The 15,273-nt window shown below is 65.5% G+C and carries 14 protein-coding genes and 3 tRNA genes; 13 read left to right on the plus strand and 4 right to left on the minus strand.

Translation table 11 applies throughout. The features are described from left to right. Window positions 1-76 precede the first annotated feature (76 nt). From ppnN to N8888_RS06475, 8 genes are all read left to right on the plus strand, one after another. Entirely contained in the window at window positions 77-1,465 is a 1,389-nt protein-coding gene (gene ppnN, locus N8888_RS06440) for a nucleotide 5'-monophosphate nucleosidase PpnN (RefSeq protein WP_053516614.1), read from the plus strand. 162 nt (window positions 1,466-1,627) lie between these two features. Continuing rightward, window positions 1,628-2,146, plus strand: a complete 519-nt coding sequence (locus N8888_RS06445; RefSeq protein ID WP_053516624.1) for a GspH/FimT family pseudopilin — start codon at window positions 1,628-1,630, stop codon at window positions 2,144-2,146. After that, complete coding sequence (gene pilV, locus N8888_RS06450) at window positions 2,143-2,610, plus strand: type IV pilus modification protein PilV (protein WP_164152710.1); 468 nt, start codon at window positions 2,143-2,145, stop codon at window positions 2,608-2,610. Before N8888_RS06445 ends, pilV begins: the two co-directional genes overlap by 4 nt. Then, window positions 2,610-3,797: a PilW family protein gene (locus N8888_RS06455; RefSeq protein WP_065175861.1), complete on the plus strand. Its 1,188-nt coding sequence runs from the start codon at window positions 2,610-2,612 to the stop codon at window positions 3,795-3,797. Before pilV ends, N8888_RS06455 begins: the two co-directional genes overlap by 1 nt. Window positions 3,798-3,804: 7 nt before the next feature. Next, window positions 3,805-4,293 (plus strand): pilus assembly PilX family protein, encoded by a 489-nt coding sequence (locus tag N8888_RS06460; RefSeq protein ID WP_053516616.1) that lies wholly within the window; start codon window positions 3,805-3,807, stop codon window positions 4,291-4,293. Further along, window positions 4,290-8,867 carry a pilus assembly protein gene (locus tag N8888_RS06465; RefSeq protein WP_263177894.1) on the plus strand — a complete coding sequence of 1,526 codons (4,578 nt, stop codon included), beginning with the start codon at window positions 4,290-4,292 and terminating at the stop codon, window positions 8,865-8,867. The genes N8888_RS06460 and N8888_RS06465 overlap by 4 nt, the downstream gene beginning before the upstream one ends. Before the next feature lie 23 nt (window positions 8,868-8,890). Beyond that, a complete protein-coding gene (locus N8888_RS06470) occupies window positions 8,891-9,304 on the plus strand; it encodes a type IV pilin protein (protein ID WP_053516619.1) in 414 nt (137 codons plus the stop codon). Window positions 9,305-9,370: 66 nt separating this feature from the next. Further along, a tRNA-Asn gene (locus N8888_RS06475) sits at window positions 9,371-9,447 on the plus strand. Window positions 9,448-9,504: 57 nt separating this feature from the next. Here N8888_RS06475 and N8888_RS06480 read toward each other — a convergent pair. Beyond that, window positions 9,505-10,035: a GspH/FimT family pseudopilin gene (locus N8888_RS06480; RefSeq protein WP_263177895.1), complete on the minus strand. Its 531-nt coding sequence runs from the start codon at window positions 10,033-10,035 to the stop codon at window positions 9,505-9,507. Window positions 10,036-10,163: 128 nt separating this feature from the next. Between N8888_RS06480 and uvrB the strand changes: the two genes are divergently transcribed. From uvrB to N8888_RS06495, 3 genes are all read left to right on the plus strand, one after another. After that, complete coding sequence (uvrB, locus tag N8888_RS06485; protein WP_053520440.1) at window positions 10,164-12,188, plus strand: excinuclease ABC subunit UvrB; 2,025 nt, start codon at window positions 10,164-10,166, stop codon at window positions 12,186-12,188. A 105-nt stretch (window positions 12,189-12,293) separates the two neighbouring features. Beyond that, window positions 12,294-12,368, plus strand: a tRNA-Val gene (locus N8888_RS06490). Between the two features lie 97 nt (window positions 12,369-12,465). Continuing rightward, window positions 12,466-12,540: transfer RNA gene (locus N8888_RS06495), tRNA-Val, on the plus strand. Window positions 12,541-12,633: 93 nt separating this feature from the next. Here the strand turns inward: N8888_RS06495 and N8888_RS06500 are convergent. Beyond that, window positions 12,634-12,975: a hypothetical protein gene (locus tag N8888_RS06500; RefSeq protein ID WP_111186045.1), complete on the minus strand. Its 342-nt coding sequence runs from the start codon at window positions 12,973-12,975 to the stop codon at window positions 12,634-12,636. 181 nt (window positions 12,976-13,156) lie between these two features. On the opposite strand from N8888_RS06500, the gene N8888_RS06505 reads away from it, so the two are divergent. Then, window positions 13,157-13,297, plus strand: coding sequence for a hypothetical protein (locus N8888_RS06505; protein ID WP_164972405.1), 141 nt, complete (start codon window positions 13,157-13,159; stop codon window positions 13,295-13,297). 85 nt (window positions 13,298-13,382) lie between these two features. On the opposite strand, the gene N8888_RS06510 is transcribed toward N8888_RS06505, so the two are convergent. Both N8888_RS06510 and N8888_RS06515 read right to left on the minus strand, forming a co-directional pair. Next, a complete protein-coding gene (locus tag N8888_RS06510) occupies window positions 13,383-13,667 on the minus strand; it encodes a hypothetical protein (protein WP_065175865.1) in 285 nt (94 codons plus the stop codon). Between the two features lie 28 nt (window positions 13,668-13,695). Continuing rightward, window positions 13,696-14,463 carry a MipA/OmpV family protein gene (locus N8888_RS06515; protein ID WP_262101174.1) on the minus strand — a complete coding sequence of 256 codons (768 nt, stop codon included), beginning with the start codon at window positions 14,461-14,463 and terminating at the stop codon, window positions 13,696-13,698. A gap of 137 nt (window positions 14,464-14,600) precedes the next feature. Here N8888_RS06515 and N8888_RS06520 point away from each other — a divergent pair, with 137 nt between their 5' ends. Then, window positions 14,601-15,272, plus strand: a complete 672-nt coding sequence (locus tag N8888_RS06520; protein ID WP_065175867.1) for a response regulator transcription factor — start codon at window positions 14,601-14,603, stop codon at window positions 15,270-15,272. Window position 15,273 lies beyond the last annotated feature (1 nt).

The following is a 15,273-nucleotide window of genomic DNA, read 5'->3' on the forward strand; positions in this document are numbered from 1 at the left end:
CGGGATCCCCGGCCGTTTTGCTTTTTAAGGGGGCGGCAGTACAGTCGGAAACCTTGAAGGAAGCGAAACGTTGGATATGACCACGAATGAAAAGGCAGCCCGTGCGCTGCCGGTGCAGGACGCGCGGATCTACCCGCGCGGTGGGCTGGATGTGCTGTCGCGGGCAGAAGTGGCGCGCCTGCGCGACGCCTCCGGCGGCGGCATGCACGAGCTGCTGCGCCGCTGCGCGCTGGCCGTGCTGACCAGCGGCAGCGCATCGGATGATCCGCGCGCGGCGCGCGATCTCTATCCCGACTTCGACATCCAGGTCGCGCAGCAGGATCGTGGCGTGCGCATCGACCTGGTCAATGCGCCGGCGATGGCCTTCGTCGATGGCGAAATCATCCGCGGCGTGGCCGAGCTGCTGTTTGCGGTGGTCCGCGACCTCGCCTACATGGCCATCGAAATGGGCCCGGCCTACGCGGCCGAACTGGAATCCTCCGAAGGCATCACCAACGCGGTGTTCGGCCTGCTGCGCAACGCCCGCATCCTCAACCCCGGTGACCCGAACCTGGTGGTCTGCTGGGGCGGTCACTCGATCTCGCGCGATGAATACCTGTACACCAAGCAGGTAGGCTACGAGCTGGGCCTGCGCGGCCTGGACATCTGCACCGGTTGCGGACCGGGTGCGATGAAGGGCCCGATGAAGGGGGCCACGATCGCCCACGCCAAACAGCGCAAGACGGTGACCCGCTACATCGGCCTGACCGAGCCGGGCATCATCGCCGCGGAATCCCCCAACCCGATCGTCAACCACCTGGTGATCATGCCGGACATCGAGAAGCGCCTGGAGGCGTTCGTCCGCATCGGTCACGGCATCATCGTGTTTGCCGGTGGTGTCGGCACCGCCGAGGAGATCCTGTACCTGCTCGGTATCCTGCTGCGTGACGAGAACAAGGACCTGCCGTTCCCTCTGATCCTGACCGGCCCGACCGTGGCTGCGCCGTATTTCGAACAGATCGACCGCTTCATCCGGCTGACCCTGGGCGATGCCGCCGCAGAGCGTTACGAGATCATCATCGGCGACCCGGTTGCCGTGGCCAGGAAGATGTCCGCCGGCATCAAGCGCGTGCGCGAGCATCGCCTGGCGCAGAAGGATTCGTTCTTCTTCAACTGGTCCATCGAGATTCCGTGGGAGTACCAGCAGCCCTTCGTGCCGACGCATGAGGCCATGGCTGCACTGGATCTGCACCATGGGCGTGCGCCGCATGCCCTTGCGGCGGACCTGCGTCGTGCCTTCTCCGGCATCGTTGCCGGCAATGTGAAGGAGGATGGCATGCGCCGCATCGAGCAGTTCGGGCCGTTCCAGATCCACGGTGACCCGGACATGATGCAGGCCCTGGATGCGCTGCTGCGCGCCTTCGTCGAGCAGCGCCGGATGAAGATCTCCGGCGAGTACCAGCCCTGTTACCAGGTGCTGGCCTGAGACCGTACCGGCGCGATGGGGATCGCGCCGGCAGCGGTGGGGAAGGGCGGTTCGTCAAGCGTTTGACGCCCGTCGCCCCGGATTGACCGTTCATCCTGCCGCCGCTTGCTGGCGGCAGGGCGATGGCCCATGGTGGCGATCAATACGCTGGGGAGCGTCCACATGTCTTTGCGCCGGCAGAACGGCTTCACGCTGGTTGAGTTGATGATCACGGTGGTCGTGCTGGGCGTGCTGGCGACGATCGCGTTTCCGAGCTTCCAGAGCACCATCCGCTCCAACCGCATCGCCACCACCAGCAATGACCTCATCGCGTCGATGGCGCTGGCCCGCAGTGAAGCGGTCAAGAACCGCAGGGGTGGCGGCGTGTGTGCCTCTGCCGGAGGCACGTCCTGTGATGGCGACAGCTGGACCGATGGCTGGCTGGTCTGGGCCGACAGCAACGGCGACGGTGCGCTCAGTGCCGGCGAAACCGTCCTGCGCTACAGCCCCGGGCGTTCGGCGCTGGTCGCCGTCGGTACGCCCGACCTGTCGGTGAGTTTCGACCCGCGGGGCCGCAATCGCGCCAATGCCACGCTCGACCTGACGCTGCGCCCGGACAACTGTGGCAAGCAGCCGCTGCAGCGCACGCTGCGCCTGTCCCCGACCGGTCAGGTGCGTCTGTTGAAGGAGGACTGCAAGTGAGAACGCCGCGTTTCCGTTCCCCGCGCCAAGCGCAGGGCGGCTTCAGCCTGATCGAGGTATTGATCGCGATCCTGGTGCTGGGGGTCGGTTTGCTGGGTTTCGCACTGCTGCAGACGATGAACGTGCGCTTCGTGCAGAGCGCCAACTATCGCACCCAGGCGACCAACCTGACCTACGAAATGCTTGATCAGCTGCGGATGAACCGCTCGATGGCTCCGTCCTATGTGGGCGACTACACCGCGACCACCGCGGCCAAGAACTGCCTGCCACCGGTCGGCAACGACATCGGCAAGGACGCGTTCACCCTGGACTGGACCTGCCGTCTCGGCAAGGCGCTGGGGGATGGGGCCACGGCCAAGGTCGCACGTGCCGGCACCCAGTACACGGTCAGCGTGACGTGGGGTGACGAGCGCTGGAACGCTGACGCCAGCGATACCACCTTCAGTGCCGGGAGCCGCCTGTGATGCGCGCGCCTTCCCCGGCCCGGCGCATGGCCGGCCTGTCCATGGTCGAACTGATGATCGCGCTGACCATCGGCGTGATCGTCATGCTCGGTGTCGTCCAGGTGTTCGCGGCCTCGCGTGCTGCCTATCAGCTGTCCGATGGCCTGGCGCGCGTGCAGGAGAACAGTCGCTTCGCCATGGATACCCTGCAGCGCGAACTGCGCATGGCAGGTCATTTCGGCTGCGTCAACGATCAGGCCCGGCAGTCGCCGGATGGCGTCTCGCTGTTTACGACGTTCGCGGCCACGCCTCATCCGGCGCTGGACTTCCAGCGATCCATCCAGGGCTACGAGGCGACCGATACGGCGCCCGGCGATGCGGTGACGCTGCCGGCCACTCCGGCGACGGGCGGCACCGCCTACACACCCGCATTGCCCGATGAATTCGCTGCGGCGCTGCCCAACCGCGTCAATGGCAGCGACATCGTCGCCCTGCGATACCTGATGCCGGACGGCGTGCCGGTCACGGCTTCCGGCGGTACCGTCGCGCAGCCGGTTTTCAGTTTCGACAAGGCGCGACTCGCCGTGCTGCAGAGTGGCGTTGCCGATTCCGGGCTGTACGGCGCTGCCGACTGCGCCAGCGCCACCGTTTTCCAGGCGCGCAGCATCGACAAGGCAGGGGGCACGATCACCTTCGGCGATGCACCGAACAATGCGAGCAACTTCATCCGTCCGGTGACCGCAGGCCAGGCGATGCTGCATCGTGCGGAAAGCGCTGTGTACTACGTGGGCTACGACGCTGCCAGCGCACGTTCCTCACTGTACCGTGTGCGTTTCAACGCCACGCCCAACGGTGCGCTGGTCGCCGGCGCGCCGGAGGCCCTGGTGGAGGGTGTGGAGAACATGCAGCTGCTGTACGGCCAGGATCGTCGCCTGACCAGTGCCTACCCGACCGGCTTCATTGATCGCCAGGGTACCGCTGCCACCGTGCAGGCATCGGCCAATCCCAACATCAACGCCTGGCGGCGCGTGGGCGCCGTGCAGATGGGCCTGGTGATGGCCAGTCCCGATCCCTCGGCAGCCCCTCAGGCCGACCAGAATGCGGTACTGACCTCGATGGGCGTGACGTTCACCGCGCCCGAGGACGGCCGCATGCGCGCCGTTTACCAGACCACCATCGCCCTCCGCAATCGCCTCTTCGGCAACTGAGGCCACCATGCATCCGCGCCCGCGCACCCCCTCCTTCGCATCGCACCGCCAACAGCGCGGCGCGGTGCTGTATGTCGCCCTGATCATGTTGATCCTGCTGGCCCTGATCGGCATCGCCGGCATGCAGGTGACCGGCATGCAGGAACGCATGGCCGCCAACTACCTGCGCTCGAACCAGGCGTTCCAGAACGCCGAGGCCGATGTACGTTCGCAGGAAGCGGCGATCCAGGCGGTCATCGACAGCGGCAAGATCTTCGAGGCCAACCAGGAAGAGTGCAGCCCGGTGTTCGACCCGGCGACCTGGGCCGATGGCAAGACCACGGCAACGGCGATCAATACCCGCCGCCTGGACAAATGCGTGCCGGTCGGGCCGCTGGGCCTGGGGCGGCGCAAGAACGAAGAGACCGAGAACATCTACCAGATCACCGTGTTGGCCAGTGACGATCCGGCCAATCCTTCTTCCAGCGCCGTCATCGACACGATCTTCATTCCATGAATACTCCGCGCCGATTCTCCCGCCTTGTCTCCTCCCCGTGGCTGCGTGCAGGCACCGCCGCTGCCGTGCTGGTGGGCGTGGGCGCACTGGTCTATCCGCTGTTCGCTGCGCTTGGCGACTATGACATCGCGCAGGAGCCGCTCTACAGCAAGAAGACACAGCCGCCGCTGATGATGATGGTGATGTCGCGCGACGAGCAGCTGTTCAACAAGGCCTACAGCGACTACAGCGATCTGGACGAGGACGGCACGCTCGACACCACCTACCAGGACAAATTCGACTACTCCGGGTACTTCGACTCCAATCTCTGCTACACGTACAGCAGCAGCCAGTTCAAGGCCACGGCCCAGGCGACCGGCACGCAGAGACACACCTGTTCGGGTACCTGGTCCGGCAACTTCCTCAACTGGGCGACCATGAGCCGCCTGGATGTGATGCGCTACGTGCTGTACGGCGGCCATCGCATCACCGATACCGCCAGCAAGACGGTGCTGGAGCGGGCGCAGATTCCCAACGACCTGCACGCCTGGGTCAAGGTGTACAGCGGCGCCGACATCAACAACTTCACCCCGTACAAGACGACCATGTCGTTCTGCAATGCCAGCATCAGTGCCACCGGCGCACCGCTGATGCGCGTTGCCAGTGGCAGCTGGGGTGAATGGGCCTCGACTGCCGGCTATCAGTGCATCGTGGGGCGCAGCGACGAGGGCAAGGATGACTCCCCCCGATCGGTCGCGGCCGACCTGAATGTCCGGGTTGAAGTCTGCGCCACCGGTTCTGGAACCTTCCAGGAAGCGTTCTGCCGCAAGTACAACGACGGCACCCGGGACTACCTGAAACCGGCGGGACTGCTGCAGTCCTATGGTGAAAGTGGCCGTCTGCGGTTTGGTCTGGTCACCGGCACCTATGTCAATCCGCGCGATGGCGGCGTGGTCCGTCGCAACATCGGCAAGATCGCCGGCAACGGCACGACCTTCTGTGCGGCCGGCGATGAGATCAACCTGTCCAATGGCCAGTTCTGCAACACGCTGACGGGCGGGGCCGAGGGCATCATCAATACGATCTCCAACTTCCGCATCGACCAGTGGAACTGGAAGGACAAATGGACTGACTGTGACGACTACAGCATCCTGAATCGCCAGGGCTTCGACGGCCGGGGCAACCTGACCGACCCGGGCAACGCATCCAAGAAGTGCAGCGCCTGGGGCAATCCGTTGGCGGAGATGTATGCCGAAGCGCTGCGCTACATCAAGGGAGAAACGAAGGGAATCTACAGCGCCAGCGGTGATCTCAGCGGCCTGCCCAATTCGGTGGCGTGGAAAGATCCGTACCGCTCGCCGAACAACGGCGGCAACTCCTACTGCGCCACCTGCAACATCCTGGTGATGTCCTCGGGCCTGCCGTCCTTCGACAGCGACAACATCGGTACGGTCACTGGCCTGACCACGGCAGCGGCGGCGACCGATGCGATCGGCAACCAGGAGAACATCACCGGTGGCAGCTACATGGCAGGCCGTGTCGGCCTGACCAATCGCTATGCCTCGATCAACACCCATGAGGACATCTGCCGTGCGGTCAAGGTGACAGGCCTTTCGCTCGTGCGCGGCATCTGCCCGGACGTGCCGTCCACGGAAGGCAGTTACCTGATCTCGGGGCTGGCCAAGGCCGCTGCCGAGACCGATCTGCGTCCGGGCGTGCAGGACAAACCCAACACCTACAAGCTGACCGCCACCACCTACACCGTGGCCATGGCTGAGAGCCTGCCGAAGTTCGAGATTCCGGTGGGCAATGGCAAGATCACCCTGGCCCCCCTGTGCCAGGCCAACAACACCGAAGGAGCGGGCATCAACAGCAGCGGCTGGCGCAGCTGTTTCCTCGGCTCGGTCGGCGTCGGCACCAAGCGATCAGCGGTATCGCCGAACTACGTCTATGGCCGTGACTACCGAGCCGATGGCAAGGCCGGCAGTTTCTCGCTGGTCTGGGAGGATTCGCTGTGGGGCAATGACCACGACAACGACGTGGTCTCCATGCTCAGCTACTGCGTTGGCAGCACCTGCAGCGACGGTGGCACGACGCCATTCCGCAACATCTGCTGGCGCTCCAACAGTGGTGAATGCAGCAACAACGCCGTTCGCAACAAGGTCGGCGAAGACGAAGTGCTGGTCCGCATCGAGAACCTGTCCGCCTATGCAGGCAACGCGATGCTGACCGGCTACACGATCGTGGGCTCCAATGCGGCTGACAACGTGCAGCGGCTGGTGCTGCGCCCCGGCAACCGCAACGGTTCGGTGCTGAGCACCAGCGCCGATCCGCCGGCTACCTGGACCGGCGCGGTCGTGATGCGCTACAAACTGGGTACCGGCCAGGCCGGGCAGCTGGAAAGCCCGCTGTGGTACGCCGCCAAGTACGGCGTGCCGGAAGGCAGGAAGTGGGACAGCAAGGTGCCGGGTGTACCGGACAACTACTTCCTGGCGCGCAATCCGGCCAAGCTGAAGTCCGCGCTGGAATCGATCTTCGACAGCGCTGCGGCTGGCGAGGCCCCGGTGGGTGGCAGCGGCACCGGCGCCCGTGTCAACGCCGGCTCCTTCACCGTGTCCGCGCACTACACGGTGCCGTCGGGCTCGAACGACTGGACCGGTGATGTCATCGCCAGCCAGACCACGAGCACCGGAGGCGCCGGCGCTGAACTGTGGCGTGCGTCGACCAAGATGAGCGCCTCCGGGCGGACCATCGTGATGTCGACCGCACCCACCTATGTGAACACGTCCAACCAACTGGTGCCGGTGGCAGCGGCCGATTTCACCGCCGACAACGTTCCCGGGCGTGATCGCGCCGAGAAGCTCGGCAACATGGGGCTCAACACGGTGCCGAACTGGTTCGGTTCGCACACCGTGGCGGATCTGGTCAGTTACCTGCGCGGCTCACCGGTGAGCGGTTTCCGCCCGCGCAGCTCACTGCTCGGCGATATCGTCAATTCCAGCGTGGAGATTGTGTCCAACAAGGACGACTACGGCTTCACCTCGTGGCAGGCGCAGGGGGGAGTGAGCTGGAAGACCACGCTCGGTTTGAGCTATCGGGCCTACCTGGCGACCAAGGTGGCAAACGGTGGCCCACCTTCGATGGTCTACGTCGGTGCGAACGACGGCATGCTGCATGGCTTCAATGCCAGCACCGGCACCTCGGCGGGCAGCGAGCAGTTCGCCTTCATTCCATCGGCTTCGCTGCAGCACATGGCGGAGCTGGCCAACCCCACCTATGGACATCGCTACTACGTGGACGGCGGACTGACCTCGTCGGACGTCTACTACGGCGATGCCTGGCGCACGGTACTGGTCGGTTCGACCGGCGGCGGCGGCGCGTCGCGCGGGCCGTCGGCCACGGCAGTGGGCAACGGTTCGGTGTTCGCCCTGGATATCAGCAATCCGACCGGATTCACCGCCAGCAACGTGCTGTGGGAGATTTCCGGCAAGACCGAGTCGGACCTGGGCTTCGTCATGGGCAAGCCGGTCGTGGTGCCCGTCGCCGGCCCCAACGCGGACAGTCCGCCCCGGTTCGTCGCCCTGTTCGGCAACGGTGTCAATTCCAGCACCGGCCGACCGGTGCTCTATGTGGTCGACATCCGCACCGGCGAGATCCTCAAGCGCGTGTACCCCACGGCGGGCAAGTATGCAGTCGCCAATGGCCTCAACCATGTCACCGCGGTAGCGCTGCACAACAGCAGTGGCCTGGCCGATACCGTCTATGGCGGCGACATGCAGGGCAACATGTGGCGCTTCGACCTGCGTGGCGGTGATCCCAGCGCCTGGAATGTGGCCCTCAACGGCACGCCGCTGTTCACCGCAGTGCGCAGCGCTGTCGCTCAGCCGATCACCGGCGCGATCGAAGTCTCGGCGGGGCCGGGCGGTGGCGTCAGCCTGTTCTTCGGTACCGGTCGCTACTTCACCGCTGACGACAATGCAGTGACCCGTAATTCGCCGGTGCAGACGCTGTATGGGCTCTGGGACAACCTCTCCACTGCCATTTCCAGCCGTGATTCGCTGGTGGGGCAGACCGTCAGTGCCAATGGTGCCGGCTTCCGTGACGTGTCGGGCAACGGCGTGGACTACGCGAGCAAGCGCGGCTGGTACGTCGACCTGATCGTGGGTTCCGACGTGGAGGGTGAGCGCTTCTTCGGCTATCCGACGCTGCAGGGCGGCGCGGTGATGTTCACCACCTATGTGCCCGGGCAGGCGGTCTGCGGCACCGGCGGCGGCACCAACTGGCGCTATCGCCTGAACATGCTGACCGGCCAGCCGGCGATGAGCGGCTTGACCGACGAGGTCGGCGGAAACGCGCTGTGCGGCGCCAACTGCGGTGCCGGTGCGCTGACCCGCGGCGGAGACATCGCAACCGGTGCCCCCGTGCTGTCCACCAATGTCAACAGCACCACCTTGAAGGGCTGCGATCCCAGCGATCCGAAGTGCACGGTCGATGGATCGCTGGACCGCTGCATCGTGGCTCTGAACACGCCGGGCGCGGATACTGCGTATGGCCAGCGTGCCTGTGGTCGCCAGTCGTGGCGCCAGATCCGATGACTACCAGGAATACGGGAGCTGCCATGCGCACATCCAGCAGACAACAGCAGGTAACGGGCTTCACCCTGATCGAACTGATGATCACCGTTGCCGTCATCGCGGTACTTGCGGCTGTGGCGTTGCCTTCCTACCAGCGACATGTGCTGAAGACGCACCGCGCGATGGCCAAGGCTGACCTGGTCGAGATCGCGCAGCTGCTCGAGCGGCATCACACCGTGCAGAACAGCTACGACGGATTCTCGCTGCCGTTCAGCCAGTCGCCGCGGCAGGGCTCGGCCCGCTATGCCATATCGTTCGACGGCAAGGCGACCGCCGGGACCTATACCCTGCAGGCGGTTCCGGAAACCGGCCAGGACAAGGACGCGTGCGGCACGCTGACACTCGATCAGGCGGGCCGCAAGACGCCGGACAGCAAGACCAACCCGGAGTGCTGGTAAGACGGCAGCGGCGAGTGTGGAAGGGGCTTGCACCCCACTTCTGGAATTGGCTAGAATGCGCACCCCGCCCGAATAGCTCAGCCGGTTAGAGCACTTGACTGTTAATCAGGGGGTCGTTGGTTCGAGTCCAACTTCGGGCGCCAGTTTCGAGAAAGCCGCGAGCAATCGCGGCTTTTTTCGTTGGGGCATGCCGCGCGGGATCAGCAGGGCGTAGGCACGCGTGGGCGCAGGCTCCGGATCCGTCCGGGGATGCTGATGATCACGCGGCTGTGTTCCAGGCCCTGCACGCACAGCACGATGGACTGGTTGGTGCCGGCGTTGCGCCCGTCAGCGCGGAATCGGATGTGGGCGCGATGGTCGCTCGCCCGCAGTTCCACATGGCGATGGCGGTTCTCCAGGGTGTGCAGCAGGGTGGTCATTCCCCCGCTGGCCACCCGCGGCTCAACCTGAACGCGCCAGCCCTGGCTCCAGCGGTTGTCGCAGCGGCTGCCGTCGCCGGAGCCGCACACGGTGACCGGGCGTCCCTCGGTGATGGCGGTGCTGCGCGCCAGCGACAGGCTGCCGACCAGCTGGGCACGCAGGGATTCGGCCTGCAGCTGGCGCATCGCGCGCTGCCAGGGGCGCCAAGCCACAGCCAGCAGTACGCACAGGATCATCAGGACCACCAGCATTTCAGGCAGGTGGAGCCCCCGGGCCTTGCGCGCGGGGTGTTTGCAGAGGGTCTGGAGCATGCCCCCAGCCTGCCGGCCCCGCCGGCCGGTCTCCATTGGAGGTTGGCGCGTCGGGGTGTCCGGCTTCCCCTCAGCCGGCCGTCACCGGATGCCCCGTATACTGGCCGTTCCCGGGATCTGGCAACATCATGAGCGACAGTTTTGAACTCGTCTCGCCGTATTCACCGGCGGGCGACCAGCCGAACGCCATCGCGAAGCTGACCAGCAATTTCGAGTCCGGCATCGCCAAGCAGACGCTGCTGGGTGTGACCGGCTCGGGCAAGACCTACACCATCGCCAATGTCATCCAGCAGATCCAGAAGCCGACGCTGATCATGGCGCCGAACAAGACGCTGGCCGCACAGCTGTACGGTGAATTCAAGGCGTTCTTCCCGCACAACGCGGTGGAGTATTTCGTCAGCTACTACGACTACTACCAGCCGGAGGCCTATGTGCCGTCGTCGGACACCTTCATCGAGAAGGACAGTTCGATCAACGAGCACATCGAGCAGATGCGGCTGGCGGCGACCAAAACCCTGCTGTCGCGGCCCGACGCGATCGTGGTGGCCACCGTGTCGGCGATCTACGGCCTGGGTGCGCCCGAGGATTACCTGTCGCTGCGCCTGATCCTGTCCAAGGGTGAACGCATCGACCAGCGCGACCTGATCAATCATCTGACGCAGCTGCAGTACACCCGCAACGAATACGAACTGCAGCGCGGCACCTTCCGCGTGCGCGGCGAAGTGATCGATGTGTTCCCGGCGGAGTCGGACAGCGAGGCGCTGCGCATCGAGCTGTTCGATGGCGAGGTCGAGAAGATCACGATGTTCGATCCGCTCACCGGAGAAACCCTGCGCAACCTGATGCGCTTCACCGTCTACCCGAAGACCCACTATGCGACGACCCGCGAACGCGTGCTCGCGGCGATCGAGACCATCAAGGTGGAACTGAAGGAGCGGCTTGAGCAGCTCTACGCACAGAACAAGCTGGTCGAGGCGCAGCGCCTTGCCCAGCGCACCCAGTTCGACCTGGAGATGATGGCCGAGGTCGGCTACTGCAACGGCATCGAGAACTACTCGCGGCATCTCACCGGCAAGGGCCCTGGCGAGCCACCGCCGACCCTGTTCGATTATCTGCCGGCCGACGCGTTGCTGGTGATCGACGAATCGCACGTGACCATTCCGCAGATCGGCGCAATGTTCAAGGGCGACCGGTCGCGCAAGGAAACCCTGGTCGAATTCGGCTTCCGCCTGCCCTCGGCGCTGGACAACCGCCCGCTGCGTTTCGAAGAGTGGGAAGCGCGCTCGCCGCGCAGCATCTATGTGTCGGCCACGCCAGGCCCGTATGAAATGCGTGAGTCGGGCGACGAAGTGACCGAGCTGGTGGTGCGGCCGACCGGCCTGATCGACCCGATGGTGGAGATCCGCCCGGTCGCCACCCAGGTCGACGATCTGATGAGCGAGGCCAACGAGCGCATCAAGGCTGGCGACCGCGTGCTGGTTACCACGCTGACCAAGCGCATGGCCGAGAACCTGACCGAGTACCTCACCGAGCATGGCATCCGCGTGCGCTACCTGCATTCGGACGTGGACACCGTCGAGCGCGTGGAGATCATCCGTGACCTGCGCCTGGGCAAGTTCGACGTGCTGGTCGGCATCAACCTGCTGCGCGAGGGCTTGGACATGCCCGAGGTGTCGCTGGTGGCGATCCTGGACGCGGACAAGGAGGGATTCCTGCGCTCCACCGGTTCGCTGATCCAGACCATCGGCCGTGCGGCCCGCAATGTGCGCGGCAAGGCCATCCTGTATGCCGACAAGGTGACCCGTTCGATGCAGGCCGCGATCGACGAGACCGACCGCCGACGCGCCAAGCAGGTCGAGTACAACGAAGAGCACGGGATCATTCCGCGCTCGGTGGCGCGTCCGATCACCGACGTACTGGAAGGTGCCCGATCCGAAGCGGCCGAGAAGGAATCGCGCAAGGGAAAAGGCAAGGGCAGGCCTGGAGTGGCCGAGGATGTGGCCGACTACCGCGCGCTCGGGCCGGCGCAGCTGGCGGCGCGTCTCAAGGCGCTGGAACAGCAGATGTACCAGCACGCCAAGGACCTGGAATTCGAGGACGCGGCCCGCGTCCGCGACCAGATCCGACAGCTGAAGGAGGCCAGCCTGGGCTGAACGCGACAGTGCCGCACGTCTTCACAAAAGTGTTGCGCTTCCGGGCCGGCATCCGTAATATACGCGGCCTGCACCGACGCATTCGCGGACGTTCAGACCCCAAACGGGCGGTTAGCTCAGCGGTAGAGCACTACCTTGACATGGTAGGGGTCACAGGTTCGAACCCTGTACCGCCCACCACGACGTTCTCGAAAGAGGGCGGTCGTGAATTGAAAGCCCGGCCCTGGCGCCGGGTTTTTACGTAAAGAGGCCCGCTGGCGGGCCGCAGTAACACGATGGGCGGTTAGCTCAGCGGTAGAGCACTACCTTGACATGGTAGGGGTCACAGGTTCGAACCCTGTACCGCCCACCACCTGGCTCCCGGCCCTGCCGGTGCAGCGGTGGTAATACGAAAAGCCGGCCATCGCCGGCTTTTTTCATGGGCGCATGCAATGGCCGCGTGATGTCACGTCCGCGCGGCCCGGTGGTCAATGACGAGCGTCCGCCGTATCCGCCAGTGCCCATCGATACGCTCCCACAGCTGGATCATGCGTGCCTCGCCGACGATTTCGCGATGGCCATCGGCCTGTTCCTGCGACAGGCACTGCTGTCCCACCCGCAGCAGTCGATCCTGGCGCAGGTGGAAGAGCCGCAGGCTCGCAGGTTCCAGTTCGCGCTGCATGGCGGGCTGCGCCACCCTCGTCGATGATCCGGACTGTAGGGGCAGATCGACCAGCACGGGCTCGTCGGCACTGGTGGCGTGACCGAACGCGCCAGCGCACAGCAGCAACAGGGCAAGCATCGGCATGGCACGGTGCTCCAGCGGGAAAGTGCAGGCAGACTGGCACTTCGCCGCCGGGACCACAGCCGGCCTGCGACGAACGCCCGGATTGAGCCGCCAAACGCAGCCAGGCGCCGATGAATCCGCACCGGGCAGGCGTAGACTTGCGGCGCCCGCGCAATCGCGGCCATCACAAGGAGCAGCTGCAATGAGCGATCACGTTCCCGTTTCCAGGCCCAACCCGCTGCTCGACCTGTTGTTCGGCGGCAACATGCTGGCGGGCACGTTCAAGGCCGTGGTCTGGGTGGCCATCCTGTGTGCAGTGCTGGCCTGGACGACCTGCCGCTGATGGCGCACCTGCGTGCCGGCGTGCCGCACACTCGGACACGCGTGGCCCGCATCGGCTGCGGACGGGTGCCGTTCTGGGGGGGCGGTCAGGCGCTGAAGGCCTGGCGCAGGCTGCGCAGTGTCGCCTGGCGGTGCTCCGTCGTGCAGGGCTCACCCATCTCCAGTTCCTGCAGGCGAAGGCCGATCAGGGTCATCGACAGGGCGTAGCCGCGTGCCGCGTCGGCTACCTTCGACAGGCCCACTGCACGACGGGTCAGTGCATCGACGTGGTCCAGGTCCGGCAGAAGGCCGAGATACGCGCGTTCGGCGCTGTCCAGATCGGGGGCGCGCAGGATCGCGTGCGCATCGGCTGCGGGGCTGGGTGAGGCCATGGGGATTCCTCGTCCGGGGAGCGCTCGGTCAGAACGAACGCATCAGGGAAATGAAGGCGGATGTCTGGCTGCCACGGCGCGCCATCGGGCTGTCCTTGACTGCATCGCCGAACCATTGGTTGGCCACTACGCCGGTGGCGCGCCATCTGCTGCCCAGTGGCGTGCTGACCGCGATCTGCACGCTCGGCGAGGTGGCGCTGCCGGGGCTGTAGGCGGCCAGGCCCGAACGCAGTGCTTCCTCGTCGCTGATGCCGTAGTAGTAATCGAGCAGGCGCGCACTGGAATGCACCACTCCGGCCCTCGGCACCCAGGTGAAACGACCGGCCTGCAGCGGATAGCTGTAGTACAGGCTTGATTCCAGGCCGCCACCATGGCCGCTGATCTCGCGCATCACACTGGCTTCGACGATGCCCCAGTCGGCGCTGTATTCGGCATTGATGCCTCCCATCGCCGACATCTGCCGGCTGTGCAGGCGGCGCAGCTGTGGATCGTTCACGTCATCGGTCTTGAAGCGCAGCGTGTAGGGCGTGAGCGCCGCCGACAGGCGCAGGCCCTCGCCCTTGTACAGGTACATGCCCAGCGAGCCGGGGCTGGCGAAGAAGCGCTCGCCCTGCCAGGAGAGGGCGGGCACGACCAATGGCTTGACGTCGTAGTGCGCGTAGGCGCCCGATGTCGCGCCGACCGTGATCCCGGCCTTCACGCCGGGTGTCTGTTCCGCCGCCTGGGCCAGCAGCGGCATCGACAGCACGGCGGAGAACAGCATCGGGCGCAGAATGGCAGAGGGCGACAAGGGCATCGATCGACAGCTTTGCAGGGGATGAGGCTGCATGCTGCGGTGTCAACATTGTCGCAACATTGCGTCGATGCACACGGAGCGCGACGGGGCCCTGGCTGGCACAATGATCCGAACCGTTTCCCGCAGCAGAGACCTCCATGCGCATTCTTCTGGTCGAAGATGATCCCGACCTCTCGCGGGCCCTGCAGTCCGGGCTGGAGCGGCAGGGCGTAGTCGCCGACGTGGTCGGCAGCCTCGCCGAAGCCGCCATCGCGTTGCGCGAACCGGTGCACCAGCTGATGCTGCTCGACCGCCAGCTGCCGGACGGCGATGGTGCCACCTTCGTCGCTACCGCACGCACGTTGCGACCGAATCTGGCGGTGATCATGCTGACCGCCAAGGGCACGCTGTCGGACAAGGTCGAGGGCCTGGATGTCGGTGCCGATGACTATCTGGTCAAGCCGGTGGCGATCGAAGAACTGATGGCACGCATCCGCGCGGTATCGCGTCGGCCATCGGCGATGGTCACTCCCAGCCTGCGGCTTGGGCAGCTGGAATTCGACTTCGAATCGCTGCAGGCGCAGGTGCAGGGCCAGACACTGGCACTGCCGCGCCGCCAGGTGCTGGTGCTGCAGGCGCTGGCGATGAGGCAGGGGCGCACGGTCACGCGCAGCGCGTTGGAGGCGGCGGTCTACGGTTTCGATGACGAGATCCAGTCCAACGCGCTGGATGCGCACATCTCCAAACTGCGCAAGGCGCTGCAACAGGCGGGCGCTGGCGTGGAGATCCATGTCATCCGCGGCGTCGGCTACCTGCTGGCGGAGGCCTGAC

It is taken from the genome of Stenotrophomonas maltophilia (genome assembly GCF_025642255.1).
GTDB classification, from domain to species: Bacteria; Pseudomonadota; Gammaproteobacteria; order Xanthomonadales; family Xanthomonadaceae; genus Stenotrophomonas; species Stenotrophomonas maltophilia_P.